Here is a 25,824-nt window from a genome sequence, read left to right on the forward strand (position 1 = left end):
AGTTTTAGAGGCCCCGAATTTCGGGGCTTTCAGCGGCATATAGGTTTTTTGCTCTAAAATGACCGGTTGATGTTCTTGAGTCACAAAAGTGACCGTAGAGGCCGCTTTTGGCTCTAGTCGACCCAATTCAAAGCTGCTACTCTCGGCGCGCTTTGTGACTTCTCGGCCTAGTAAAACAGCCAGATTCACCTTGGAACAAACACCAATAATAATCGCATCAAATGCGGTGCTGAATTCGCGTTGCTGAGGAGTGGGCTTCCATGATCGAAGACTTTTGGAAGGATAAGTACCCAGCTGGAATTGCTGCCGACATCAATCCAGACGAGTACCCGAATATTCAGGCAGTGTTGAAGCAATCCTGCCAACGCTTCGCCAACAAACCGGCTTTCAGCAACCTGGGCAAGACAATCACCTACGGTGAACTGTACGAACTGTCCGGTGCCTTTGCCGCGTACCTGCAACAGCATACCGATTTGCAGCCGGGCGATCGAATCGCCGTGCAATTGCCCAACGTGCTGCAGTACCCGGTCGCCGTCTTCGGTGCCATCCGCGCCGGGCTGATCGTGGTCAACACCAACCCGCTGTACACCGCGCGGGAAATGGAACACCAGTTCAATGACTCCGGTGCCAAGGCTTTGGTCTGCCTGGCCAACATGGCACACCTGGCCGAGGCCGTCGTGCCGAAAACCGGGGTCAAGCATGTGATCGTCACGGAAGTGGCGGATTTGCTGCCACCGCTCAAGCGTCTGCTGATCAACAGCGTGATCAAGTACGTGAAGAAGATGGTGCCGGCGTATCACTTGCCAAAAGCCATCAAGTTCAACGACGTGTTGAGCAAGGGCCACGGCCAGCCTGTGACTGAAGCCAACCCGGCGAGCAGTGATGTGGCGGTGCTGCAATACACCGGCGGCACCACCGGCGTGGCCAAGGGCGCGATGCTGACGCACCGCAACCTGGTGGCGAACATGCTGCAGTGCAAGGCGCTGATGGGCTCCAACCTCAATGAAGGCTGCGAGATCCTGATCACGCCGCTGCCGCTGTACCACATCTATGCCTTCACCTTTCATTGCATGGCGATGATGCTGATCGGCAACCACAACGTCCTGATCAGCAACCCGCGTGATTTGCCGGCGATGGTCAAGGAACTGTCGAAGTGGAAGTTCAGCGGTTTCGTCGGCCTCAACACGTTGTTCGTGGCCCTGTGCAACAACGAAGGCTTCCGCAAGCTGGACTTCTCCGCGCTGAAAGTCACCCTGTCGGGCGGCATGGCCCTGCAACTGGCGGCAGCCGAGCGCTGGAAAGCGGTCACCGGTTGCGCCATCTGCGAAGGGTACGGCATGACCGAAACCAGCCCGGTGGCCACGGTCAATCCGATCCAGAACATCCAGATCGGCACCATCGGCATTCCGGTGCCATCGACCCTGTGCAAAGTCATCAATGATGCCGGTGTCGAGCAGCCAATGGGTGAAATCGGCGAACTGTGCGTGAAAGGTCCGCAGGTAATGAAGGGGTACTGGCAGCGCCAGGAAGCCACCGATGAAATCCTCGACAGCGAAGGTTGGTTGAAGACCGGTGACATCGCGCTGATCCAGCCGGACGGCTACATGCGCATCGTCGATCGCAAGAAAGACATGATCCTGGTGTCCGGTTTCAACGTGTACCCGAACGAGCTGGAAGATGTGCTGGCGACCCTGCCGGGCGTGCTGCAATGCGCGGCCATCGGCGTGCCGGACGAGAAGTCGGGCGAGGCGATCAAGATCTTCATCGTCGCCAAACCGGGCGTGACCCTGACCAAGGAGCAGGTGATGGAGCACATGCGCGCCAACGTCACCGGTTACAAGGTCCCACGCTCCGTGGAGTTCCGCGATGCGCTGCCGACCACCAACGTCGGCAAGATCCTGCGTCGTGAATTGCGCGATGAAGAGTTGAAGAAGATCAACGCGAAGAAAACCACCGCGTGATCAACAAAAAGCCCCGCCGATGCGGGGCTTTTTTTAGATCTGTCAAAACACCGATCTACTGTAGGAGCGAGCCTGCTCGCGAAAAAGGCCCAGACATCGCTGGCAACCAGTCCGCCCGCGTTATCGTTAACGCCCATCGCGAGCAGGCTCGCTCCTACAGGAATGTTGTTTATTGGCGGAACGGCGCGAAATTGACGTTGGTGCCCGCCGGGCGCATGTCCTGCAGCCAGGAGTCCTTGTCGGCGCTCAGTTCCAGGCTCAGGGCTGCCTTGCGCTTGCCCTGGTTACGCACCACCAGGCCTTCGAGTTTCTCGCGCAGGAATACCGTTGGCACTTTCAGGTGCACCAGTTCATCGGTCGCTGGCGTGTGCATCAGCAGGTGAATCCACTCGTACTGACCAACGGCCAGGCGCGACACCGGGATGTCGAACCACCAGATGTTGCGGTTGCGGTTCAGTTCGGTGAAGTGGCAGTTGTTAACGCCAAGCACAGCACCGCCGAGTTCCTGATTTCTGCGGGCAATGGCCTGCTTTTTATCGAGTTTCATAACATTCCTACGGGATTGGATCTTCAGCGCCAGGGCCTGAATACGTTGCGCATTCTCGGGGGTTGCCGGGCAAACATAAAGCCCAACCTGCATTGAACGATGAAATGTCGTCGGGAAAATAAATGAAACTCCCCGCAAACGCCCCCGGTCAACCATGTGTAATGACTTTTCTCATTGAGATGTTCAGAGGAGAAACACCATGGGCAGCACAAGCGATAAAGTAAAAGGCATGGCCAACGAAGCTGCGGGTAACGTCAAACAAGGCGTCGGCAAGGTCACCAACAACCCGAATCTGCAAGCTGAGGGCAAGGCTCAGGAAAGGAAAGGCGAGGCCCAACAAGCCATCGGCAAAGCCAAGGACGCAATCAAGAAAGGCGTCGACAGAGCGTGATAAGGCCTTTGATGAAGTCAGAAACGGCCATCCACGGATGGCCGTTTTTGTGTCAGCCTGAACTTGAGCGATGAAATTGTTTCAAAGTCGCCAGGTAGGCTACTTTGACTAAAGAAAACGGCCCCGGAGTCGCCCTGACTTCAAACCAATCCTGTATGCGGCGGATGGAGACGCGAATGATTTTCCCGGACATGAGAGGCCTGCCCCTGCACCGTGTAATGCTGCGCACGGTGACCGAGTTCGTCGACGACGAGATGTCGACCTATGCCTCGGCGCTGGCCTATCAAATGCTGTTTTCGCTGTTTCCCTTCATCCTGTTCCTGATCGCCCTGATCGGTTTCCTGCACCTGCCGGATTTCTTTTCCTGGCTGCGCCTGCAATCGGAACTGGTGTTGCCGCCCCAGGCACTGGAGCAGGTAAACCCGGTGATCGACCAGCTCCAGCAATCCAAGGGCGGGCTGCTGTCGGTGGGTATCGTGATTGCCCTGTGGACGGCCTCCGCCGGTGTGCGCCTAATGATGAGCGCGATGAACGCCGCCTACGATGTGGTCGAAGGGCGACCGGCGTGGAAGCGCTTTCCGCTGTCGATCATCTACACCGTTGGCATTGCCGGCATGCTGCTGATCGCCGCGGCGTTGATGGTGTTGGGGCCGCAGGTGATGAGCTGGATCGCGGCGCAAATCGGCCTTGAATATTTCATTGTCACGCTGTGGAACATTGCGCGCTGGCCCGTGATCGTGATTTTGATGATGGTCGCGGTGGCGCTGATCTATTACGTCATGCCAGACGTCAAACAGGAGTTTCGCTTCATCACGCCGGGTTCGGTGCTGTCGGTGGTGGTGTGGATCATCGCGTCCCTGGGATTCGGTCTGTACGTCAAGGAATTCGCCAACTACAACGCCATGTATGGCAGTATCGGCGCGATCATCGTGCTGCTGTTGTACTTCTACATTTCCGCCGCGGTGCTGCTGCTCGGCGCCGAGATGAATGCGGTGATCGAGCACATGTCGCGCGAGGGCAAGGACCCTGGCGAGAAGGTTGCCGGCGAGCATGGTCCCGTTCATGAGGAAAAACACCACGTATCGGGACTGGGCCGCGATCACTCCATCAAGCCACCCACTGACGAAGTCATCAAATGATCCGTGAAATCCTGAAAATGGGCGATGAGCGCCTGTTGCGCATTGCCCCGCCAGTGCCCGTCGAAATGTTCGACAGCCCCGAGTTGTGGCAGTTGATCGACGACATGTTCCAAACCATGGAAAGCGTTGGCGGCGTCGGCCTGGCCGCACCGCAGATCGGTGTCGACCTGCAGCTGGTGATCTTCGGTTTCGAGCACAGCGAGCGTTACCCGGACGCCGACGCGGTGCCGCAGACGATCCTGATCAACCCGTTGATCACACCGTTGAGCCCGATCATGGAAGAGGGTTTCGAAGGTTGCCTGTCGGTGCCCGGCTTGCGGGGCGCGGTGGATCGTTATCAACAGATCCGCTACGAAGGTGTCGACCCCAAGGGCGAGCCGATTGTGCGCGTCGCTTCCGGTTTCCATGCGCGGGTGGTGCAGCACGAATGCGACCACCTGATCGGCCGCTTGTACCCGTCACGCATTACCGACTTCAGCAAGTTCGGGTTTACCGAGGTGATGTTCCCGGATCTTGATCCGAATGCGGATGATTAAAATCCACACAAAACCAATGTAGGAGCGAGCCTGCTCGCGATGAGGCCGTGTCAGTCAATGATGATGTTGAATGAAACTCCGCCATCGCGAGCAGGCTCGCTCCTACATTTGATCTACGTCGTTATTTAGATGGTTTGACGAACCGCAACGTCATCCGGTCCGACTCCCCGATCGCCACATACTTCGCCCGGTCCTTTTCCCCCAACGTCAACGCCGGCGGCAGTGTCCACACGCCTTCGGGGTAATCCTTGGTGTCCTTCGGATTGGCATTGATTTCACTCTGCGCCTCAAGCTTGAAACCCGCATCGGTTGCCAGTTTCACCACAAAATCGGTAGGCAGATAGCCGCTGTGCTTGATGTCCTCCAGGGACGCCCCGTCCCTGGCTCGATGGTCGACGACGCCGAGCACGCCACCGGGTTTGAGCACCTTGAAAAAGGCCTGGAACATCAGCGGCGCGGTATTGGCGAGCACCCAGTTGTGCACGTTGCGAAAGGTCAGCACGGTGTCCGCCGAACCGGGTTGGCCGAAGGCCGGGGCTTTCGGGTCGAACTCGAGCACCTGGGCCTTGGCGTACTGTTCAGGCGTCGCGGCGAATTTGCTCTTCAGCTTTTCTTCGTTCTTGCGCGCGTAGTCACTGACCGTCGGCGCCTGGATCGCCGCGATGTACTGCCCATGCTCCTTGAGCAGCGGCGCCAGCAATTCGCTGTACCAGCCGTTGCCGGGGGTGATTTCAATGACCGTCTGATTCGGCGCCAGACCAAAGAACTGCAGGCCCTGTTGCGGATGACGATAGCCATCGCGCGCGACGTTTTCCGGGGCACGCCAACTGCCGGCCAAGACCTTGGCGTATTGCTCGGCGGACACCGTCGGCGTGGCGGCATGGGCGAAAACAGGGGCGAGCAGGGCGGTCAGCGTCAAAGCCAGAAGAGCGGGTTTCATGGGGCGTCCTGAGCGAAGTCGAAGTCGACAGCGAGGCTAGCACGCAGCGCTCCGGGGCCGATCACACATTATCGACGGTGGACCTAACCAACGGTTCTAAGCCCATGGCGATCATGGGTTTGCTGCGGGCATAACGGCTCAATCGCTCGACCATGGCGTAGGGCATTGGCGGGTCAAAGCTGAAGCCGCGGCGTTCGTAAAATCCGCGCAAGTCGGGGTGGCAGAACAACCAGACCGGTAGCTCGAGATCCTTGACGGCTTCAGCGATCAACGACGCGGCGACCCCCTGTTCGCGACAGGCCGGGTCGACAAACAACCCCGTCAGCCAATGCCCGCCGGCCACCGGTCGCAAACACAAGGCAGCGACGATCTCGTCGCGCCTGGCGACCCACAGTTGCGCGTCGCGCACCGCTTTCATCGACGATTGGTGGGCGCGATAGAACTTGTTCATCAATGGCCACAGCGGCTCATCGAGTCTGGAGTAACGGGTGCTGTGCATGGGGCTAAACTGTTGGAGGGCAAGCGCGATTATAAAAGAACGCGCACGTCGGGATAGGTGTATACCTGTTTTCATCCCCCCGCGAGTGGAGTACGCATCATGTCTAAAGGTATGGAATCAAAAAAAGAGCTGAAGAAAAAACCGGCAAAAACCGCCATTGAAAAACGTGCCGAGAAGAAAGCTAAAAAACTCAACCTGTTCGGGCATTGAGTCCGCTCCGTTGGATCGCTCCCACGCCTCGCATGGGAGCGACCCTTTGAAAACAAACTGCAAGAAATCCCGCCGCCGTTGCACAGAAGGGGACTGGTCCCCGATCCGAGCAACGCCATGCCCCATTACTTCGATAACGCCCACCGAAAAGAAATCGAAACCCTGCGCCAACGCTTCACCGCCCGTACCGAGTGGCCGACCTGGTTGCTGTTGATCGGCGTGTACGGCGCCTGGTTCGCCATCGTTCTGAGCAGTCATTCATTGGGCTTGTGGGCGAGCACGCTGTTGCTGATTCCCGTGGTGGTGCTCTGGCTGTCGGTACAGCACGAGCTGCTGCACGGTCATCCGACCCGTTGGCCGGCGCTGAACAAAGTCCTGGGCTACGCACCGTTCGCGGTGTGGTACCCCTACACGCTGTATCGCGACAGTCATTTGCTGCATCACCGCGACGAAGACTTGACCCTCCCCGGTCGCGATCCGGAAAGCCGTTATGTGAGCATCGAGCAATGGCAGGGCAGCTCGCTGTTCGAGCAGGGCCTGCATTGGCTGAATAAAACCGTGCTCGGCCGCTTCGCCCTCGGTGCGCCGCTGGCCTTGCTGGCCTTGGCCCGGGAAGAAATTCAACGACTCAAGCGCGGTGATCGTCAGGCCTGGTGGATGTGGCTCAGCCACGGGGCGCTGACCCTGCTGATGCTGCTGTTCATCGCGCGTTACAGCCTCCTGCCGGTGTGGCATTACCTCTTGCTGATCAGTGTGCCGGCGCTGTCGATTGCGATGATTCGCTCCTACTATGAACATCGCCCACATGGGCTGCCCGAGCAGCGCACCGTGCTCAATGAAGCGGCATGGCCCTGGCGCTGGTTGTTCCTCAACCTCAATCTGCACCTGGTGCACCACGACTTGCCGGGGCTGCCCTGGTACGACTTGCCTCGCGTCTACCGCGCCCGTCGCGAGCAATGGCTGGCGCGCAGCGGCGGGTTTCTGGTGCAGGGTTATGGACAGTTGTGGCGCGAGCATGGGGTGAAGGCGATTGATAGTCCGCGGCATCCGTTTCACTGACTTTTCATGACCGACACCTACCTCCTGTGGGAGCGAGCCTGCTCGCGAAAGCGATTTAACATCCAACAGATAAGTCGACTGATACACCGCTTTCGCGAGCAGGCTCGCTCCCACAGTGGATCTTTGTTCTCCGGGATTTTTTTGATGACTCAACACCTCGCCGAATTACTGATGTACGTCGCCCCCGAACCGATCCGCGAGGCCAACGAACGCTGGCTGGCGCTTATCCTTGAGCGACTGGGGGCCAGGCGTCGAAGCGCCGAAGGCCTGTCTTTGATGGACCTTTGGCTGTCGCCGCACCTGTTGCTGACGCAAACCTGCGGTTATCCGCTGATGACCGCGCTGCGTGGCCAGGTCCGGGTGCTGGGCCGCCCGCGCTATGAAATGCCGGACGCGAGTGGCGGCAACCATTGCAGCCTGCTGCTCGGTCGCGCCGACGATCCACGACCAAGCCTGCCGGACTTTCATGGCAGCCGTGGCGTGATCAACGGCGAAGACTCCAACAGCGGCATGAACCTGCTGCGCCATCGACTGGCGCCGCTGCATCGGGACGGGCAGTTTTTTGCCGGGGTCGGCATCAGCGGCAGCCACCGTGAAAGTTTGCGTTGGTTGCGCGAGGACCGTGCGGATCTGGCGGCGGTTGACAGCGTGACCTACGCCTATCTGGCGCGTTACGCCGCGGAGGAGGTTGCCGGGTTGCGGGTGGTTGCTCGCAGTGCCATCAGCCCGACGTTGCCGTACATCACGGCTTCGAGTGTCAGTGATGAGCAGGCTGAGGAGATTCGACAGGTGATGAACCAGACCTTGGGCGAGTTGCCGGAGGTGGCGCAGGTTCTTGGTTTGCGGGAGGTATTGCCGGCCAGTGAAGGCGATTACCAGGTGATTATTGATTATCAGCAGGAAGCCGAGGCGTTGGGGGTCGGGCGGTTGCGATAAGGTTTGGGGAGGGTGTCGACAGACTCTTTTTCGCGAGCAGGCTCGCTCCCACAGGCTGTCTGCGGACCTGTGGGAGCGAGCCTGCTCGCGAAAGCCATCGGTCAGGCACCTAAGATTTATATTCTTAAAATGAATATAAAAATCACTTTTAAATATTATTAATGAATAAGGCTCCTTGCTAGGATCGCGTCACCGGACGACCGGACATTCAGCGACCCCTAACCCCTGGAGCCTCTATGTCGTCCGGCACCGGCCTTTCCCATCGCAATGACGTGGGCGGATTGTTCCGCGCCCATTACCCCTGGCTGTGCGCAAGATTGCACCAGTACCTGGGGAACGCTTCCAGTGCCGAAGACGTCGCCGCCGAAGCCTTCGTGCAGTTGCTCGAAGCACCCGAGCACCTGTCGATCCGCGAGCCTCGCGCCTGGCTGACCACGATTGCCCGCCGGTTGATTTACCAACTGTGGCGCCGCCGTGACCTGGAGCGCCGGCACCTCGATGAACTGCATCAAGTCGATCCATCCACAACGCCGTCGCCCGAAGAACTGGCGCAACTGAGCCAGGCGCTGCATGGCCTCGACCGCACGCTGGCGCGCCTGCCCGGCAAGGTCCGGGACACCTTTCTGTTGTCGCGGGTCGACGGCCTGACTTACCCGCAAATCGCTGCCGAGCTCGGCATTTCCCAGCGTTCGGTCAGCGCCTACATGATCCGCTCCGAAGCCCTGTGTGCCCGGCACCGCGCCAATCCATTCCTGAAACACCCCCTACAGAACAAGAGGTCCGCATGAGATCGATCAAAACCCTGCTCGGCAGTTCGCTGCTGGCCCTGAGCCTGATGGCCAACCAGGCACCGGCGGCGGAAAAAAACGCCCCCATCCACTTCGGCGACATCACTTGGGAAAGCGGCAGCCTCATCACCGAGATCCTGCGCCTGATCGTCGAGAAAGGTTACGGCTACCCGACGGATACGTTGCCGGGCAGCACCGTCAGCCTCGAAGCGGCGCTGGCCAAGAACGACATTCAGGTGATCGGTGAAGAGTGGGCCGGGCGCAGCCCGGCGTGGGTCAAGGCTGCCGCCGAAGGCAAGGTCTTTGGCCTGGGCGACACGGTCAAAGGCGCCACCGAAGGTTGGTGGGTGCCCGAATACGTGATCAAGGGCGACCCGGAGCGCGGTATCAAGCCGCTGGCGCCGGAGCTGAAATCCGTCGCCGACCTGGCCGAATACAAAGACGTGTTTCGCGATCCCGAAGACCCCAGTCGCGGGCGCTTCCTCAACAGCCCTACCGGCTGGACCTCGGAAATCGTCAACAGCCAGAAACTCAAGGCCTATGACTTGACCGACAGCTTCGTCAACTTCCGTACCGGCTCCGGCGCCGCGCTGGATGCCGAGGTCGCGTCGTCGATCCGTCGCGGCAAACCGGTGCTGTTCTACTACTGGTCGCCGACGCCGCTGCTGGGTCGCTTCAAACTGGTGAAGCTCGACGAACCGCCATTCGACGCCGAAGCCTGGAAAACCCTGGCCGATGCCAACAACCCGAACCCCAAGGGCACCCGTTCGATGCCGGCCAGCCTGGCGATCGGTGTGTCCGCGCCGTTCAAGGCGCAGTACCCGGACCTGGTGGCGTTCTTTGAGAAAGTCGACCTGCCCATCGACCTGCTGAACCAGACCCTGGGCCAAATGAGTGAAAAACGGCAGAAACCCCGCGAAGTGGCCGAAGCATTTTTGCGTGAACAGCCGCAGGTGTGGACGGGCTGGGTGCCGGGGGAGGTGGCGAGTCGCGTCTCGGCGAGTCTTTGAACAGTTTTTTCCCGGGGTGAGGCGCTATAGCACCAGTCGTCGGGTCTGTTATTTCTGACAGTAGACAGGCAATCGCCACAAATCGACTCTGTTCCCTGCCGGCGCTGGATTTATTCAGTGCTTACAGGGAGCGGAGTTTTTTCATGAACACCCAATGGTACGTTGGAGTCACGGCACTGTGTGTCGGCATCGGCGCACTGTTTTTTTCCGCCGGGCATGTCTCGGTCAAGCGCCTCCCCTATACCGCGTTTGAACCCGATATGACGGCTGAGCAAAAAGCCGGGGTGCAGCGGCATATTGACCTGCAGTTGCGTCGCAAATCGGGAGGGCAGCAAGTCAGTTCCACACAAGTGGTGTATGCCGACGATTCGATTGTGCTGACGTTCCCGGTACCCGGTGACGCGGGCCCATCCGACAGCACCTGTGATTACGGTTACTTTTGTGTCTGGGACGGCTTCGATTACACGGGCAGGAAACTGTCGCTGCTCAGCACGCCGGCCAATCGTATCGTCAACCTCTCGGACTTCGGCATGAACGGCCAGGTCTCGTCCTGGCAGCATCACAACAAGATCCACACGGTGAAAGTCTTCGGCGTGGATGGGCCTGGGGCCAAAGGCAACGTGATGATGAGTAATCTCAAGGAAGTGGTATTGGGCAAGGGCTGTTGCCCTTTCAGCATTCCCGATCAGGTCAGCATCACGGGCGCCTGGACTGAAATCTATGCTCAAAGCCGGCTGCTCGAACATAACGATCGAATGGTCAGCATTGCGCTGGGGCCCATGTTTTATTTGTTTGCACAGTAGAAAAAGCCTCACGGCCGGGTGATGTCTGACGACGCTGAACCGATTTTGTCCTCAATAGTGGCCGACTAGTGGCCTTGCGCGCCCCTGACGCCTGTCTATGCTCACTCGTAACTAACTATGTCGGTCGCAATCGGATGTCAGGGATTGAGGCCTCAAGAGTGCGCACGCCAAGGCACCCACGCTGAACAACATGGAGCGATACGGTAAATGGATTTTGCTTATGAGTACGTTAGGGCTTGCCCGGCTCCGGGCGATCAAGAGAAGGATGTCTTGATGAGGACGTCGCAATAGGGACCCTCCGATTCAACATCAACTAATTACCTGACAAGTCCTTCCTTTTGGAGGGGCGCGCGTACCTGTTCCGAGGAACGTAGTGGTGGATGTGAAAGACCCGTTACTTTCATTTATCAAAAGACCGCGCTTGGGGTGATACGACCATGTTCAACCTGCATAACAAGGCTGACCTGCTGGAAATCGAACGCTTCAGTTGTGCGCTGACCGAGGCCAATGCCAAGTTGGCCGCCGTCAGCCGTTCGATGGCAATGATTGAGTTCACCCCGGACGGCATTGTTATCGATGCCAATGAAAATTTTTGCCGCGCCATGGGTTACAGCGCCGAAGAAGTACGCGGCAAGCATCACCGGATATTCTGCGAAGAGGCGTTTTACCGCAGCGAGGCCTACACCAAATTGTGGCGTGATCTGGCGCGGGGCGAGGCGGTCAGCGGCACCTTTTCGCGCTTGAACAAGAGCGGCAGGGAAATCTGGCTCGAAGCCAGCTACATGCCGGTGTACGGCCCGGATCGCCAGGTTCGCAGCGTGATCAAAGTCGCCACGGACATCACCGACAGGGTCAACAAGGAACACGAAAACCAAAGCATGCTCGCGGCGATCGGTCGCTCCATGGCGGTGATCGAGTTCACCCCGGATGGCAAGGTGATCGCGGCCAACGAAAACTTCCTCAAGACCATGCATTATTCGCTCAACGAGGTCATCGGGCAGCACCACAGTCTGTTCTGTCACCGTGCCGAAGCGGAGTCGTCGGCCTACAAGGCGTTCTGGGCGTCACTCAATCGCGGCGAATATCACTCGCACCGTTTCGAACGCAAGGACAAGTATGGTCATACCGTATTCCTCGAAGCGTCCTACAACCCGCTGTTCGACGCCAAGGGGCGGCTGTACAAGGTGGTGAAGTTTGCCAGCGATATCACCCGGCAGATGACCACCCTGCAAACCGCCGCGGAATCGGCCCACAGCACCTCGGTGCAAAACGACGTCTGCGCGCGCAAGGGCTCGGAGGTGGTGCAGCAAACGGTGCAGATCATCCAGGACATTTCCAAGGACTTGAACGAAGCCGCGCTGAGCATCGATGCGGTGAGCAAACAGTCCGACATCATCGGCACCATCGTGCAGACCATCCGCGGCATCGCCGATCAGACCAACCTGCTGGCGCTGAACGCGGCCATCGAAGCGGCCCGCGCCGGGGAGCATGGGCGTGGATTCGCGGTGGTGGCCGATGAAGTGCGCAGCCTCGCCGCACGCACGAGCCAGGCGACGGTGGAGATTGTCGATGTGGTGCGCAAGAACCACGATTTGTCGGTGAGTGCGGTGTCGAGTATGCAATCGAGCCTGAGTCGAACCGGGCTCGGGGTAGAGCTGGCGAACGAGGCGGGGGAGGTGATTCTGGAGATTCAGCAGGGCTCGCGGCATGTGGTGGATGCGATCAGCCAGTTCAACTCGACCTTGCAGTTGAACTGAACGTAGCTCAGAACCTGTGGGAGCGAGCCTGCTCGCGATGGTGGATCAGTCACATTGCTGTCGACTGACACACCATCGCGAGCAAGCTCGCTCCTACAGAGAGGCGCGGATTGTTAAAGGGAGGCGAGGAATTTATCCACCACCTGCGCCTTGTTCTGACCGCCGTCCTTTTGCGCTTTCTCGGCCTCCGCCAACTCTCGCTTGTCTTCCATGCGCTGGGCGATTTCCTCACCGACCTTTTTCTGCTGCTCGGGCGGCATCGCGTCGACTTCTTCCTGGGTCAGCCCCATCTCTTCCAGAATCGCATCGCGCATGCGCTGTTCCGGGGTTTTACTCATGTACTCCTTGAACGCGTCGGCGGCCGATTCACCGCCACCGAGTCGCTTGACGACGTCATCCGGCAGCTTGCCTTCAACCATTTGCAGACCCACGCGGGTTTTGGCGAACGCCTCATCGACGTTGTCGCTGATACGCGTGGTTTCGCTGACCTGTTGCGTAGCCAGTTGAGTGGCGGATTCCTGAACTTGTGTGGTGGCTTGCGTGGTTTGCGCCTGCACATTGTTTTGCAGGGCCTGGGTCATGACGCTCTGCAGGCCGGCGGCGGCTTCGGCGGTCGGATCTTCACCCGGACGTTTGGGGAGCGGTGTAACCAGGTTTAATTTTGCACTGACCAACATGATGAATAGACCTTGTAGGTGATGGCGGTGCAGTGCGCTGAGCAATTACTGTGCCTGCACGATAAATTCTATAAAAATCAGTCGGTTAGTATTTTTGTGGCAAGCGCTGAAGTGAACGGTAGGCAAACGTTTGCCGACGAGCGGCAAAGGCCTGTTCAAGGCAGGCCGTTGCAGCAATGTTTGAGAAAGCCGGGGTGTTGGGCCAGGCGCTTGAAATAATCATCGACGGCCGGGAGGTCGGGTCGCTCCATGGGGGTCATCAGCCAGCGATTGACGGACAGACCGATGACGATATCGGCCAGTGTGAATCGGGTCCCGGCGACATAGGCCTTGGTGCTCGCCAATTGGTGTTCGAGGATGGCCATTTTCTGGTTCCAGCCACGCAGGCCGACTTCCAGGCGATGCGGGTCCTGGAACTCCGGATCCTTGCGCACCAGTGCCATGAACGCATAGACCCATGACGCATTGAGTTCGATGGCCTGCCAATCCATCCATTGTTCCACCCGGGCGCGGGCGGCCGGTTCGGTAGGCAGCAACTCGTTGTAGTGATGATGGTGTTTGCCCGCCAGGTAGCGGCAAATGGTGTTGGACTCCCACAGCGGACCGTTCTCGTCAATGATCACCGGCACCTGCGCGTTGGGATTGAACCTGAGGAATTCCGGGCTGTGGGTCGAGGCAAAGCCGCTGCCCCAATCCTCGCGCTCGAAGGACAGGCCCAGTTCCTCGCAGGTCCACAGGACTTTGCGGACGTTGATCGACGAGGCTTTGCCGAGAATTTTCAGTGCATGGTCCATGTTGCTACTCCGTCAGCGAATCAAGGCGTCGGAAATCATAGTGAGCCTGCCAACGGTCGACTTCAAGTGTGTAGGAAGGGTCTGTAGGCAAGGGGTTTCAGAGGATTTCCGCAGGCAGCGATTTCTTGCAGCCTTGCCTACAACTACGCCAGAATCCGCCGACTTGTGCGTCTGGTGTCCGGATTCTATTGTTCCGTGTCGCTGCAAATTCAGCGATCGGGTTTCGCAGCCCGGGTATCTCTAGACGCATGGCGTCCACCGTTCGTGATCGACTCACGTTATGGCGGCTGTGCGCGGAAGACCTTCGGGTCTACCGGGTTCTAGAGTCCCGGTCTGCGAGCCGCGTACAGCTGCCACCCTCTTCGTATCGCAGCGAATCGTGGCAGCTCCATCACTCTAGGAGCATTGCCATGTTCAAACCCACGCCCAACCCCCCGCGCAATCCCAGTCCCCTGTTCCTGATCGCCCCGGGCATCAATAACGAAACCCTGCTGGCCCATGCCTGCGAATCGCTGGCCTCGGCGAGTGTCATGACCAATGACTTTGCGACGTTTCTGGAAGGCACCCATCGCAACACGGCATTGGCGATTGCACAGATCATCATGCTGGCCGAACTGGCGGTGAATCGGGTGCTGGATAACCTTGATCCGCAGGATTAGCACCGAACCTTGTGGCGAGGGGATGTCTGTGGCGAGGGGATTTATCCCCGTTGGGGCGCGGAGCGGCCCTACACCCTGACACTGTGGTCTATCAGACAGAACGCGTTGCCGGGTTTTAGGGCTGCTGCGCAGCCCAACGGGGATAAATCCCCTCGCCACAGTGAATCTCCCTCCCATAAGAATAAAGTCGTGCTTAGGTACTCTCGCGCACCTTCAACTCAAACCCCATGTCCTGCACCGGTTTGGCCACGGTGTTGCCGGCCATCAGTGTCAGCATCTGCTCCGCCGCGCGGCGGCCGATGGCTTCGCGTGGGGTGCTGATGCTGCTCAGGCGGGGGACCATGTGGGCCGAGGCGGGCAGGTCGTTGAAGCCGAGGATGGCCACCTGCTCGGGGATCTTGATGCCGCAGCGCATGGCTTCGAGCAACGCGCCCTGGGCCAGGTCGTCGTTGCCGAAGAAGATCGCATCGACATCAGGATGATTGGCCATCATCTGCAAAAACAACTCGCCACCCAAACCGACTGAAGAGGGGCGGGGGGTCAGCACTTCCAGTGCCGGGTCGTACAGACTGGCCTTTTGCAGGGCACGGCGGAAACCTTCGCCACGCAGCAATGTGCGCTGATCGAGTTGCGCGCCGATGTAGGCCAGGCGCTTGCGACCACGGGACAGCAAATGCTCGGCAGCCGTTTCGCCAGCAGCCAGCTGCGAAAAGCCGACGCAATTGAGGCCGTCGGCGCTGTCCAGTTCCATCATGTACACGCAGGGAATGTTGCTCGCCTCGATCATGCGTCGCGAGCTTTCCGTGCGGTCGAAACCGGTGAGCAGCAAGCCGCGTGGCTGATAGGCCATGTAGTTGCGCAGCAGGTTTTCTTCTTCGTCGCGGGAATAGTGGAAGTTGCCGATCAGCACTTCGAAGCCTTTGGGGCGCAAAACCTGATGAATGGCTTCCAGGGTGTCGATGAACAACAGGTTGGACAGCGACGGCACCAACACCACCACCGAATGGCTCTGGGCCGAGGCCAGGGCGCGGGCCGCGGAGTTGACCACATAATTGAGTTCCAGCGCCGCGTTCTGCACCTTTTCCACCAGTTCGGTGGCTACGGTGCTGACGCCGCGCAAGGCACGGGACGCTGTGATCGGGCTGACACCGGCCAGGCGCGCGACTTCGTTCAGGGTAGGGCGGCCAGTGGTGCGCGTATTTTTATCGTTCTTGGTTGAGTTCATCGACGGCTTGCCAAACAAAATACAAGGCACTAAGGTAGCGCTGTCTCGATGCAGCTGCAAATGCGTGAGCGGGGGTTCGCCTGATCCTCGCTTTTTGGCGTTGGGAACAAACATGCTGCAACCCACAAAATGACAAGAAAGGCGTCGGCAACTCCTGCTTTTGGTCTAGTGTCATAACTGGCAAAGGTAGCGCTGTCTGCGCGCTGAGGTGTTACATGAATCATCCCATCACCGCCCTGGTCATCATGGGCGTTGCCGGTTGCGGCAAGACGTGCGTCAGCGAGGCCCTGTGCCAGCTCAGCGGCGCCACTGCCATTGAAGGCGACTCTTTCCACCCTGCCGCCAATATCGAAAAGATGAGCGCGGGTATCCCCCTGAACGATGAAGACCGTGCCGGCTGGCTCGACAGCCTGTGCGATGAACTGCGCCGTGTCGATGCCCTGGGCCAGCGCCCGGTGCTGACCTGCTCGGCCCTCAAGCACATTTACCGCGAACGCTTGCGCAGTGCCTTGCCGGGCCTGGGCTTCGTGTTCCTGGAACTGACCCCCGAAGTCGCCGCCGACCGTGTTTCCCATCGGCCGGGCCATTTCATGCCGTCGACGCTGATCGACAGCCAGTTCGCCACCCTCGAATCCCCCGTCGGTGAGCCGCTGACCCTGGCCCTCGATGCCTCGACCCACAGCGTCGATCAGTTGGCGGTGCAAGCCCACCACTGGTGGCTCGAGCACGGCCTGAAACGCGCCGGTTAAATTTTGCTCGAAGAGATAGCGCTGTCCTTATGGCTTTCGAATTACCCGCTTTAATAACAACAACAACCAGGAGACACCCCTAATGTTTGGCATGTCCCACGAGACGTTCCTGCTGCTCGATGCAGTGGTCACGGTGATCGGGCTTATCGTTCTGATCACCAAGTTCAAGTTTCACCCCTTCATTGCCCTGATCATCGCCGCCGCCTTCCTCGGGCTGACTTCCGGCATGCCGATTGGCACCATCATCAAGGCCTTCCAGGACGGCTTCGGTGGCGTGCTCGGTTTCGTCGGGATCATCCTCGCGCTGGGCACCATGCTCGGCAAAATGATGGCCGAGTCGGGCGGGGCGGACCAGATCGCCCAGACCCTGATCCGCGCCTTCGGCAAGGACAAGGTGCAGTGGGCAATGATGTTCGCCGCGTTCCTGGTGGGCATCCCGCTGTTCTTCGAAATCGGTTTCGTGCTGCTGATCCCGCTGGTGTTCATCGTCGCCCGGCGTACCGGCGTGTCGATCATCAAGATCGGTATCCCGCTGCTGGCCGGTCTGTCCGCCGTGCACGGCCTGGTGCCACCGCACCCGGGCCCACTGCTGGCCATCGGCGTGTTCGGTGCCGACATTGGTAAAACCATTCTGTACGGCCTGATCGTGGCGCTGCCAACGGCGATCATTGCCGGTCCGATCTTTGGTACCTTCATCGCCAAGCACATCCCCGGTCACCCGAATCAGGAGCTGGTGGATCAACTGGCGCGTGAGACTGACTCGGCCGATCTGCCAAGCTTCAGCATCACCCTGATCACCGTGCTGTCGCCGGTGTTCCTGATGCTGCTCAAGACCTTTGCCGATGTGGTGCTGCCGGAGGGCAACTTCTTCCGCACCTTCATGGACCTGATCGGTCACCCGATCTCGGCGCTGCTGCTGGCGTTGCTGCTGTCGCTGTACACCTTCGGCTACAAACAGGGCATCGGTTCCAACCAGATGCTCAAATGGCTGGACGCGAGCCTCGCGCCAACCGCCGCGATCATCCTGATCATCGGTGCCGGTGGTGGCTTCAAGCAGATGCTGGTGACCAGCGGCGTGGGTAATGTCATCGGTAACATGGCGGTGGCGGCACAGATCTCGCCCATCCTTCTGGCGTGGCTGGTGGCGGCGGTGATTCGTATCGCTACCGGTTCGGCGACCGTGGCGACCATTACCGGCGCGGGCATCGTGGTGCCAGTTGTCGGGATGATCCCAGGGGTTAACCGCGAGCTGCTGGTGCTGGCCACCGGTGCCGGTTCCTTGATCCTGTCTCACGTTAACGACGCCGGTTTCTGGCTGGTGAAGCAGTACTTCAACATGACCGTGGCGGAGACGTTCAAGACCTGGACGGCGATGGAAACCATCCTGTCGGTGGTGGGGTTGGGCTTTATTCTGTTGTTGTCGTTGTTCGTTTAAGGCATTCGCCAGACACAAAAAAACCGCAGCGATGCGGTTTTTTTGTGGGTGAAGAATCTCAAATCTGAACATTGAACCCTGTGGGAGCGAGCCTGCTCGAGAAAGCGGACTTGCATTCAACCTCTTCATTGAATGTTAAGCCCTCTTCGCGAGCAGGCTCGCTCCCACAGTATTTTGTGCGGGTGTCAGGATTTGCTGGCTACACCATCCGCCCGGAACATCCCGCGAATCCCGCGCACGGCCTGGCGAATCCGGTCCTGGTTTTCGATCAGGGCGAAGCGCACGTGATCGTCGCCGTATTCACCGAAACCCACACCCGGCGAGACGCAGACCTTGGCTTCGGCCAGCAGTTTCTTGGCGAATTCCAGCGATCCCAGGTGGGCATAAGCCTCGGGGATCTTGGCCCAGACGTACATCGACGCCTTTGGATTCTCGACCATCCAGCCCAGTTCATGCAGGCCCTTGACCAGCACGTTGCGCCGCTGCCGGTATTGCTCGGCGATGTCGCGCACGCATTGCTGGTCGCCTTCCAGCGCGGCAATCGCCGCGACCTGCAGCGGGGTGAAGGTACCGTAGTCGTGGTAGCTCTTGATCCGCGCCAAGGCGTTGACCAGTTCCGGGTTGCCGACCATGAAGCCGATGCGCCAGCCCGCCATGTTGTAGCTCTTGGACAGGGTGAAGAACTCCACCGCGATGTCCTTGGCACCCGGCACCTGCATGATCGACGGGGCTTTCCAGCCGTCGTAGACGATGTCGGCGTAGGCCAGGTCATGCACCACCAGCACGTCGTATTGCTTGGCGAGGGCGATGACGCGCTCGAAGAAGTCCAGCTCCACGCACTGGGCGGTGGGGTTGGACGGGAAGCCGAGGATCATCATTTTCGGCTTCGGAATCGAGCCACGAATCGCCCGCTCCAGCTCGGCGAAGAAATCCACGCCGGGCACCAGCGGCACCGACCGCACCTGGGCGCCGGCAATCACGGCACCGTAGATGTGGATCGGGTAGCTCGGGTTGGGCACCAGCACCGTGTCGCCCTGGTCGAGGGTGGCCAGCATCAGGTGCGCCAGGCCTTCCTTGGAACCGATGGTGACAATGGCTTCGCTTTCCGGGTCGATGTCGACCTCGTAGCGTTCCTTGTACCAGTTGGAGATCGCCCGGCGCAGGCGCGGAATGCCCTTGGACGTCGAGTAGCCATGGGTGTCTTCGCGCTGGGCGACGGTCACCAGTTTTTCGACGATGTGCGGCGGGGTGGCGCCGTCGGGGTTGCCCATGCTCAAGTCGATGATGTCTTCGCCACGACGACGGGCGGCCATCTTCAGCTCGGCTGTGATGTTGAAAACGTAAGGGGGGAGTCGATCGATGCGCGCAAAGCGGCGCGGCGAACCTTGTTCGGCCATTGTTGCCTCGGATAACGTAAGCGCCCGGAACCGTCCGAGCGACGCTGGTCACTGCGGTGACCTGTGGCGGAATGTACGGGCAGCTGTGGCAGACTGTCCAGCCTCCATGTAAACAAATTTTTCCGAAGGAAGCGGTTCGATGGAATTTACCAGTGGCTTCTTGCTGAGCCTTTCGCTGTGCCTGGACATAGGCGTGGCCAACATCGCGATGATCACCCTGGCGATGCAACGCGGCTATTTTCAAGGCTTCGCCCTGGGCCTGGGCACCTGTGTCGGCGACCTGATCTACGCCGTGCTGGCACTGGCGGGCATGACCGTTTTGCTGCAATACGAAACCGTGCGCTGGGTGTTGTGGATCGGCGGCTCGGCGCTGCTGGTGTACTTCGCGGCAAAGATGATTTATTCGGCGATCCACCATGAAGCGCTGCTGGCCGAGACCGCTGAAGTGGGCCACAACTCCCATCGCAAGGAGTTCTTTCGCGGGATTTTCCTCGCTATGTCATCGCCCAGCGCGATTCTCTGGTTCGCTGCGGTGGGCGGCACCCTGATTGCCCGTTCCGGCGGCGGAGGCCCCCTCAGTTCCGCCCTGTTTCTCGGTGGTTTTCTCTGCGCCGGGCTGTTGTGGTCTGCGGGCCTGTGCTTCGCCGCGAGCCATGGCGGCAAGTTGCTGGGCGACAAACTGCTGCGCTATTCGTATCTGGCATCGGCGGCGATCTTCTGCTATTTCGCGGTGTACGTGATCCTATCTGGCTATAACGAGTTTTTCGGTGTCGCTGCCATCGAGCAGTTGCATGCCCTGTAACTGGGCGAAACGGGTTTGGCCTCTATACTCCCAGCCGAACCCACTTTTCGCTCCAGGAGTCGAGCCATGGATGAGCAAACACCCGTCGGACTGGCCGAGCCACGCTTCGAACACGGACACTTCCTGCTGATTGCAGGACTTGGCGGACGATTTACCCAGCAAACCACCGCAGGCATTCCTGATCTCTGGGAAAAATTCATACCCCACATCGGCAATATTCCGGGCCAGAAGGGCGAGGTGACCTACGGCATCTGCTGCAATCCGGATGGCAAGGGCGGCTTCGAGTACATCGCCGGTGTCGAGATCGCCAAACTCGACGATCTTCCGGACCAATACCGTTGGATCGAAGTGCAGCCGCAGTATTACGCGGTGTTCGAGCACAAAGGCTCGCTCGATCTATTGCCGCAAACCTTCCAGTATCTTTGGCACACCTGGCTGCCGCAGTCCGGCCATGAGGCGGCGGACGCCCCGGAGTTCGAGCGCTACAGCGAAGACTTCAACCCGAAGCTGAACACCGGCAAGCTGGAAATCTGGTTGCCGATCAAGGCGTGACACCTGCCTCGGGAGACGGATCGCGCGATTCGTCTCCCGATATCGCATCGGGCGCTGTGGAGTCGGGGTTGGCTTCTATACTTACAGCCAAATCCGCTTTCTTGCTCCGGGAGTCAGGCCATGGCTGTGTCACCCTGCGTCTCAACGACAGCCCCACGTTTCGAACGTGGAGAATCCATGCTGATCGCCGGGTTTGGCGGCCGATTTTCCCGACAGGACTACCGCGGTATCTATGATTTCTGGGTGGAATTTTTCGCCCATCTGGACCGTATCCCGGGCACAAAAGGTCAAACGACCTACGGCGTGTGCTGCAATTTCGACGGCAAGGGCGGCTTCGATTACATCGCCGGGATCGAGGTCAGCAGTCGCGACGATTTGCCGGACACCTACCGCTCGATAGAGATTGAGCCTCGGCAGTACGCGGTTTTCGTTCACGACGGATGGCCGGATATCTTGCCGCAGAGCCATCTATACATCCTTGATACCTGGCTGCCGCAGTCCGGCTATAAACGGGTAATGGAAGCCCCGATTTTCGAGCGTTACAGCGAAGATTTCATTCCGAAGGATCACACCGGCAATGTGGAAATCTGGCTGCCGATCACGCAGTGACAGGCATTCGCCGCTCGCTGTCATACGGCCCCTGATTTATGATTCCGGGCCTTCCCATCTGATTGCGACCTGCCATGAACACCGTCATCCGCCACGTCACGCCCGCCGACCTGGACCGCTGCTACGCCATCGAAACCCTTGCCTACGAAGGTGACGAAGCCGCGACCCGAGAGAAAATCGCCACCCGCATCGCCACCTGGCCCGAGGGTTTCATCGTCGCCGAGGTGGAGGGCGTGGTCGCCGGTTTCATCAATTCCGGCGCGGCGTTCCAGGTGGAAATGTCGGACGAGGCATTCAAGGAACTGATCGGCCACGACCCGGCCGGGCCGCACGTGGTGATCATGTCGGTGGTGGTGCATCCGGATTATCAGGGCCAGGGTTTGGCGAAGCGCCTGATGGGCGAATTCATCGAGCACATGCGCGCACTGAACAAGGCCAGCATCCACCTGATGTGCAAGGAACGGCATATTCCGTTTTACGCCGGTTTTGGCTTTGCCTACATCAAACCGTCGGCGTCGGACCATGGCGGGATGGCGTGGCATGAGATGGTGCTCAATCTCTAATCTCGGCACGGACTTCTTGTGGGAGCGAGCCTTTGTGGCGAGGGGATTTATCCCCGTTCGGCTGCGAAGCAGTCGTAAAACCGGTGTATGCGTTCAATCTGACATACCACGACTACAGAGTTTGGGGCCGCTACGCGACCCAGCGGGGATAAATCCCCTCGCCACAAAGGCTCGCTCCCACAGAGAGGCTGCTTCAGAACATCAATCCCATCCGCCGCTCATACCCGATCCGCCCCCTGTACGCCTCGCCACTGTCAACAAACCCGTATTTGACATACAAGGCAATCGCCGACTCATTGTCCGCATCCACCGACAATTCCAGCCCCCTGATTTCCGGCCACGCCTGGCGCGCTACGCTGGGCAACGCTTGCAGGCAGGCCTTGCCATAGCCTTTGCCTTGAGAACGCTGGTCGACCTGAAGCGCATGCAGCGTGGCGCTGTGCTCGTCAGCCCAGGCGGGCAAGACGGGCGGGCGCTTGAGCAGCAGGAAGGCGACCGGAATGTCCTCGGCCAGCAGGGCAAAGCCTTTGACGCCGGGGCAGGGCCTGGACAGCAAGGTGTGCAATGCACCGTGGATGTCCCCGGAGAACTTGATTTGATCGGGGTGAACTTCAATGGCCTCGACCTGCTGGCGCTGCAGCGCGTTCAGGCTTTCGTAAGGCACGAGTCGGGCTGTCACTGGAGTGTCCTTTTTCCGACAAAAATGAGTCTCGAATTCTAGCGAGTCTGGCCGTTTGGATTATTTTTATTTCGTCTGTCGATTTCCCGGATCGCCGGACGACTAGGGGTGTCTTCACAATAAAAACCACGGAGAACCACCATGTACGCTACCCATGAAATCCAGACCCTGATCGACACCTATCGCCAGGCGGTCATCGCCAAGGATGTCGATAAAATCATGGCTCTGTATGCCGACGACATCGTTTCCTACGACGCGGTCAAGGCCCTGCAATTTCGCGGCAAGGCCGCTTACCGCACGCATTGGCAGGAATGCATGGAAATGTGCCAGGGCCCGCACACGTTCGACTTCGACCATATGAACATCGTGGTGGACGAGCACGTCGCCTTCGCCCACTGGCTGGCCCATTGCGGCGGCACCAATGAAAAGGGTGAAACCCAGGCCTGCTGGATGCGTGTGACGGCCTGCTATCGCCGCCAGGATGGGCAATGGCGCATTGTCCATGAACACTGGTCGGCGCCGTTCGACATGATGAGCGGCACCACGCTGTTCAATCTGGAGCCCTGAACGGTTTGTCGGGAGGCCGTACCCGAACGCCAATCTGCAGCCATAGTTGATCGTTCAATCAGGAGAGCGCCATGAAGTATTTATGTCTGGTCTACAGCGATGAGCGCCTGTTGCATTCGCTGCCGGAGAGCCCCGAGGACGCGGAGTGCATGGCGTACGCCGAGTCGATCCAGGGCAGCGGGCGGATGGTCGCGGCCGAGGCCCTGGAGTCGGTGCAGACCGCCACGACCGTGCGCATGCGCAACGGCAAACTGTCGATTACCGATGGGCCGTTTGCCGAAACCAAGGAGCAGTTGGCGGGCTTCTACCTGATCGATGCCAGGGACCTCAATGAAGCGATTCAGGTCGCTGGCGACATCCCGGCGGCGCGGGTTGGCTGTGTCGAAGTGCGGCCTGTTCGCCAGTTGAATATTTGAGATGCCGGGTCTTTCGGTCAAGGCGCGGGTCGAGCAGGTTTATCGCCAGGAGTCGCGGCGCATCCTGGCGACACTGATCCGCCTGCTCGGCGATTTCGACCTCGCCGAAGAGGCCTTGCACGAGGCGTTTTTCGTCGCGGTCGAGCGCTGGCAGGCGGATGGCGTTCCGGAGAACCCGCGCACCTGGCTGGTCTCGACGGGGCGTTTCAAGGCCATCGATGTGCTGCGCAGGCGTGCCCGGTTCGCCGCTTCACGCCCGTTGCTGATCGCGCAACTGGAGGCGCTGGAGCAGGCCGACTGGAGTGACGAAGACGTGGAAGACGATCGCCTGCGACTGATCTTCACCTGTTGTCACCCGGCGCTGGCGGCGGACGCCCAGGTGCCGTTGACCCTGCGGGAAGTCTGCGACCTGACCACTGAAGAAATCGCCCGGGCCTTTCTCTCGGCACCGGCCACCATCGCCCAGCGCATCGTGCGGGCCAAGGCGAAAATCCGCGACGCGAAAATCCCTTATCAAGTGCCGTCCCTGGCGGAATTGCCCGAACGTCTGGACAGCGTGCTGCGGGTGATTTACCTGGTGTTCAACGAAGGCTATTCGGCGTCCATCGGCGCGCAAGTGACCCGCGAGGACCTGACCCGCGAAGCGATTCGCCTCGGCCGGTTGTTGATGGAGTTGCTGCCGGAACCGGAAGTCATGGGGCTGCTGGCTCTGATGCTGTTGCATGAGTCGCGACGGCTGGCCAGAACCTCCTCCGACGGTGAATTGATCTTGCTCGATGAGCAGGACCGGACCCTGTGGGACCGCGAGATGATCGCCGAAGGGTGTGCGCTGGTGGAGCGGGCGCTGGGCACTCGTCGTTTCGGTCCGTATGGCCTGCAAGCGGCAATTGCCGCGGTGCATGCCGAAGCGCCATCGGTGGAAGAAACCGATTGGGTTCAGATCGTCGGGCTGTATGACGTGCTGCTGCGAGCGGTGCCGTCACCGGTGATCGAGTTGAACCGGGCGGCGGCGCTGTCCAGGCGCGATGGTCCGTTGGCCGGATTGAGGCTGGTCGAGGCGATTCTGGATCGCGGTGATCTGGCGGATTACCACCTGGCGCATTCGGCGCGGGCGGAGTTTTGCCGGCAGTTGGGATGGGTGGAGCAGGCGCGGGAGGCGTATGAGCGAGCGCTTGAGTTGACCCGGCAAGAGCCGGAGCGGCGGTTTATCGAGGCTCGGCTCAAGGCGTTGGAGTGAGGTGATCTGAAGGGCCTCTTCGCGAGCAGGCTCGCTCCCACAGATTTAGCGCTTACCCTGTGGGAGCGAGCCTGCTCGCGAAAGGTCCGAAGGACCTGCTTTTATTGATCAGGCCTGCTGTCGCGTCGCCGCCATCACAATCTCGCGAATGCACACATTCTGCGGCTGCTGATAAGCAAACGCGATCGCCGAAGCCACATCCTCGGCACTCAACACCGTGCCGCCCATGTCCTGTTTCCAGGCCTGATAACCGGTCTTGATCGCTTCATCGGTGGTATGGCTCAACAGCTCGGTTTCCACCGCACCCGGGGCGATGGTGATCACCCGCACGTTGTGTTGCGACAACTCTTCGCGCAGGTTTTCCGACAGGCCATGCACGGCGAATTTGGTGCCGACATAGGCCACGTGATTCGGGAAGGTCTTGCGCCCGGCCACCGAGCTGACATTGATGATCGTGCCGTGCTGGCGCTCGACCATGCCGGCCACCACCGCATGCACGCCGTTGAGCAAGCCCTTCACATTCACATCGAGCATCTGGTCCCACTGTGCCGGGTCCTGTTTGCTCATTTCGCCCAGCAGCATCACCCCGGCGTTGTTGATCAAGGCATCGGCCGGGCCGAATTGTGCTTCGGCCTCGGCAACGGCGGCGAGCAGGGCGGCACGGTCGGTGATGTCGACACGACGGCTGAGGCTGTTGGGCAGCGCCAAGGCTTCCAGGCGTTCGATGCGCCGGGCCAGCAGTAACAAAGGGTGACCGGCGGCGTTCAACAAACGGGCGGCCGCTTCGCCAATGCCCGAACTGGCCCCGGTAATGATGATCAATGGCTTGCTCACGGCACGACTCCTGAAATCAGAAAAACAAATGGCTGAATGTGGATCGCAGTATA

General features: G+C 59.6%; 28 protein-coding genes and 2 pseudogenes. 21 read left to right on the forward strand and 9 right to left on the reverse strand.

Features of this window, described 5'->3' with window-relative positions; genetic code table 11:
* Positions 1–260 precede the first annotated feature (260 nt).
* Positions 261–1,961: a long-chain-fatty-acid--CoA ligase FadD1 gene (fadD1, locus tag HNQ83_RS08035; protein ID WP_175388453.1), complete on the forward strand. Its 1,701-nt coding sequence runs from the start codon at positions 261–263 to the stop codon at positions 1,959–1,961.
* A 169-nt stretch (positions 1,962–2,130) separates the two neighbouring features.
* Here the strand turns inward: fadD1 and HNQ83_RS08040 are convergent, their stop codons facing one another.
* A complete protein-coding gene (locus HNQ83_RS08040; protein ID WP_175388454.1) occupies positions 2,131–2,508 on the reverse strand; it encodes a hypothetical protein in 378 nt (125 codons plus the stop codon).
* A 199-nt stretch (positions 2,509–2,707) separates the two neighbouring features.
* Here HNQ83_RS08040 and HNQ83_RS08045 point away from each other — a divergent pair, with 199 nt between their 5' ends.
* The 3 genes from HNQ83_RS08045 (at position 2,708) to def (ending at position 4,574) form a co-directional block, all read left to right on the forward strand.
* On the forward strand, positions 2,708–2,899 hold the full coding sequence (locus HNQ83_RS08045; protein ID WP_175388455.1) for a CsbD family protein: 192 nt from the start codon (positions 2,708–2,710) through the stop codon (positions 2,897–2,899).
* Positions 2,900–3,075: 176 nt separating this feature from the next.
* The gene (locus HNQ83_RS08050) at positions 3,076–4,038 is read left to right on the forward strand and encodes a YihY/virulence factor BrkB family protein (protein ID WP_175388456.1); all 963 of its coding nucleotides are present in this window, start codon (positions 3,076–3,078) and stop codon (positions 4,036–4,038) included.
* Entirely contained in the window at positions 4,035–4,574 is a 540-nt protein-coding gene (gene def / locus HNQ83_RS08055; RefSeq protein WP_175388457.1) for a peptide deformylase, read from the forward strand. Before HNQ83_RS08050 ends, def begins: the two co-directional genes overlap by 4 nt.
* 121 nt (positions 4,575–4,695) lie before the next feature.
* Here def and HNQ83_RS08060 read toward each other — a convergent pair whose 3' ends face one another.
* Positions 4,696–5,514 carry a class I SAM-dependent methyltransferase gene (locus HNQ83_RS08060; protein WP_175388458.1) on the reverse strand — a complete coding sequence of 273 codons (819 nt, stop codon included), beginning with the start codon at positions 5,512–5,514 and terminating at the stop codon, positions 4,696–4,698.
* Positions 5,515–5,575: 61 nt separating this feature from the next.
* Positions 5,576–6,013: a GNAT family N-acetyltransferase gene (locus HNQ83_RS08065; RefSeq protein WP_175388459.1), complete on the reverse strand. Its 438-nt coding sequence runs from the start codon at positions 6,011–6,013 to the stop codon at positions 5,576–5,578.
* Between the two features lie 327 nt (positions 6,014–6,340).
* On the opposite strand from HNQ83_RS08065, the gene HNQ83_RS08070 reads away from it, so the two are divergent.
* From HNQ83_RS08070 to HNQ83_RS31590, 7 genes and pseudogenes are all read left to right on the forward strand, one after another.
* Positions 6,341–7,282 (forward strand): fatty acid desaturase, encoded by a 942-nt coding sequence (locus tag HNQ83_RS08070; RefSeq protein WP_175388460.1) that lies wholly within the window; start codon positions 6,341–6,343, stop codon positions 7,280–7,282.
* A gap of 144 nt (positions 7,283–7,426) precedes the next feature.
* A complete protein-coding gene (locus tag HNQ83_RS08075; RefSeq protein ID WP_175388461.1) occupies positions 7,427–8,218 on the forward strand; it encodes a phosphate/phosphite/phosphonate ABC transporter substrate-binding protein in 792 nt (263 codons plus the stop codon).
* Between the two features lie 236 nt (positions 8,219–8,454).
* The gene (locus HNQ83_RS08080) at positions 8,455–9,006 is read left to right on the forward strand and encodes a sigma-70 family RNA polymerase sigma factor (protein ID WP_175388462.1); all 552 of its coding nucleotides are present in this window, start codon (positions 8,455–8,457) and stop codon (positions 9,004–9,006) included.
* The gene (locus HNQ83_RS08085) at positions 9,003–10,016 is read left to right on the forward strand and encodes an ABC transporter substrate-binding protein (protein ID WP_175388463.1); all 1,014 of its coding nucleotides are present in this window, start codon (positions 9,003–9,005) and stop codon (positions 10,014–10,016) included. The genes HNQ83_RS08080 and HNQ83_RS08085 overlap by 4 nt, the downstream gene beginning before the upstream one ends.
* 143 nt (positions 10,017–10,159) lie before the next feature.
* Positions 10,160–10,819 (forward strand): peptidase inhibitor family I36 protein, encoded by a 660-nt coding sequence (locus tag HNQ83_RS08090; protein WP_175388464.1) that lies wholly within the window; start codon positions 10,160–10,162, stop codon positions 10,817–10,819.
* 542 nt (positions 10,820–11,361) lie between these two features.
* Positions 11,362–12,027, forward strand: a pseudogene (locus HNQ83_RS31585) (PAS domain-containing protein); the annotation flags it as partial.
* Positions 12,028–12,159: 132 nt separating this feature from the next.
* Positions 12,160–12,576: pseudogene (locus HNQ83_RS31590) on the forward strand (methyl-accepting chemotaxis protein); the annotation flags it as partial.
* 113 nt (positions 12,577–12,689) lie between these two features.
* Here the strand turns inward: HNQ83_RS31590 and HNQ83_RS08100 are convergent.
* Both HNQ83_RS08100 and HNQ83_RS08105 read right to left on the reverse strand, forming a co-directional pair.
* A complete protein-coding gene (locus HNQ83_RS08100) occupies positions 12,690–13,253 on the reverse strand; it encodes a hypothetical protein (RefSeq protein ID WP_175388466.1) in 564 nt (187 codons plus the stop codon).
* Between the two features lie 155 nt (positions 13,254–13,408).
* Positions 13,409–14,047, reverse strand: a complete 639-nt coding sequence (locus HNQ83_RS08105) for a glutathione S-transferase family protein (RefSeq protein ID WP_175388467.1) — start codon at positions 14,045–14,047, stop codon at positions 13,409–13,411.
* A 410-nt stretch (positions 14,048–14,457) separates the two neighbouring features.
* Between HNQ83_RS08105 and HNQ83_RS08110 the strand changes: the two genes are divergently transcribed.
* On the forward strand, positions 14,458–14,706 hold the full coding sequence (locus tag HNQ83_RS08110) for a DUF6124 family protein (protein WP_175388468.1): 249 nt from the start codon (positions 14,458–14,460) through the stop codon (positions 14,704–14,706).
* Between the two features lie 193 nt (positions 14,707–14,899).
* On the opposite strand, the gene HNQ83_RS08115 is transcribed toward HNQ83_RS08110, so the two are convergent.
* Positions 14,900–15,931, reverse strand: coding sequence for a LacI family DNA-binding transcriptional regulator (locus HNQ83_RS08115; protein ID WP_175388469.1), 1,032 nt, complete (start codon positions 15,929–15,931; stop codon positions 14,900–14,902).
* A gap of 215 nt (positions 15,932–16,146) precedes the next feature.
* Between HNQ83_RS08115 and HNQ83_RS08120 the strand changes: the two genes are divergently transcribed.
* Positions 16,147–16,680, forward strand: coding sequence for a gluconokinase (locus HNQ83_RS08120; protein WP_175388470.1), 534 nt, complete (start codon positions 16,147–16,149; stop codon positions 16,678–16,680).
* Positions 16,681–16,762: 82 nt separating this feature from the next.
* Positions 16,763–18,115, forward strand: a complete 1,353-nt coding sequence (locus HNQ83_RS08125; RefSeq protein WP_175388471.1) for a GntP family permease — start codon at positions 16,763–16,765, stop codon at positions 18,113–18,115.
* Positions 18,116–18,300: 185 nt separating this feature from the next.
* On the opposite strand, the gene alaC is transcribed toward HNQ83_RS08125, so the two are convergent.
* On the reverse strand, positions 18,301–19,512 hold the full coding sequence (alaC, locus tag HNQ83_RS08130; RefSeq protein ID WP_175388472.1) for an alanine transaminase: 1,212 nt from the start codon (positions 19,510–19,512) through the stop codon (positions 18,301–18,303).
* A gap of 139 nt (positions 19,513–19,651) precedes the next feature.
* Between alaC and HNQ83_RS08135 the strand changes: the two genes are divergently transcribed.
* The 4 genes from HNQ83_RS08135 to HNQ83_RS08150 all read left to right on the forward strand — a co-directional run bounded on the left by HNQ83_RS08135 (position 19,652) and on the right by HNQ83_RS08150 (position 22,038).
* Positions 19,652–20,314, forward strand: a complete 663-nt coding sequence (locus HNQ83_RS08135) for a LysE family translocator (protein WP_175388473.1) — start codon at positions 19,652–19,654, stop codon at positions 20,312–20,314.
* Between the two features lie 66 nt (positions 20,315–20,380).
* On the forward strand, positions 20,381–20,866 hold the full coding sequence (locus HNQ83_RS08140) for a GyrI-like domain-containing protein (protein ID WP_175388474.1): 486 nt from the start codon (positions 20,381–20,383) through the stop codon (positions 20,864–20,866).
* 120 nt (positions 20,867–20,986) lie between these two features.
* A complete protein-coding gene (locus tag HNQ83_RS08145) occupies positions 20,987–21,475 on the forward strand; it encodes a GyrI-like domain-containing protein (protein WP_175388475.1) in 489 nt (162 codons plus the stop codon).
* Positions 21,476–21,549: 74 nt separating this feature from the next.
* A complete protein-coding gene (locus tag HNQ83_RS08150) occupies positions 21,550–22,038 on the forward strand; it encodes a GNAT family N-acetyltransferase (RefSeq protein ID WP_175388476.1) in 489 nt (162 codons plus the stop codon).
* Positions 22,039–22,231: 193 nt separating this feature from the next.
* On the opposite strand, the gene HNQ83_RS08155 is transcribed toward HNQ83_RS08150, so the two are convergent.
* Positions 22,232–22,717, reverse strand: coding sequence for a GNAT family N-acetyltransferase (locus tag HNQ83_RS08155; protein WP_175388477.1), 486 nt, complete (start codon positions 22,715–22,717; stop codon positions 22,232–22,234).
* A gap of 141 nt (positions 22,718–22,858) precedes the next feature.
* Here HNQ83_RS08155 and HNQ83_RS08160 point away from each other — a divergent pair, with 141 nt between their 5' ends.
* The 3 genes from HNQ83_RS08160 (at position 22,859) to HNQ83_RS08170 (ending at position 24,937) form a co-directional block, all read left to right on the forward strand.
* Complete coding sequence (locus tag HNQ83_RS08160; protein WP_175388478.1) at positions 22,859–23,284, forward strand: SgcJ/EcaC family oxidoreductase; 426 nt, start codon at positions 22,859–22,861, stop codon at positions 23,282–23,284.
* Positions 23,285–23,355: 71 nt separating this feature from the next.
* Complete coding sequence (locus HNQ83_RS08165; RefSeq protein WP_175388479.1) at positions 23,356–23,700, forward strand: YciI family protein; 345 nt, start codon at positions 23,356–23,358, stop codon at positions 23,698–23,700.
* 1 nt (position 23,701) lies between these two features.
* A complete protein-coding gene (locus HNQ83_RS08170) occupies positions 23,702–24,937 on the forward strand; it encodes an RNA polymerase sigma factor (protein ID WP_175388480.1) in 1,236 nt (411 codons plus the stop codon).
* Between the two features lie 108 nt (positions 24,938–25,045).
* Here the strand turns inward: HNQ83_RS08170 and HNQ83_RS08175 are convergent, their stop codons facing one another.
* Positions 25,046–25,771, reverse strand: a complete 726-nt coding sequence (locus HNQ83_RS08175) for an SDR family NAD(P)-dependent oxidoreductase (RefSeq protein ID WP_175388481.1) — start codon at positions 25,769–25,771, stop codon at positions 25,046–25,048.
* Positions 25,772–25,824: the final 53 nt, after the last annotated feature.

Source organism: Pseudomonas sp. C2B4 (assembly GCF_013359695.1).
In the GTDB taxonomy this organism is placed as follows: Bacteria; Pseudomonadota; Gammaproteobacteria; order Pseudomonadales; family Pseudomonadaceae; genus Aquipseudomonas.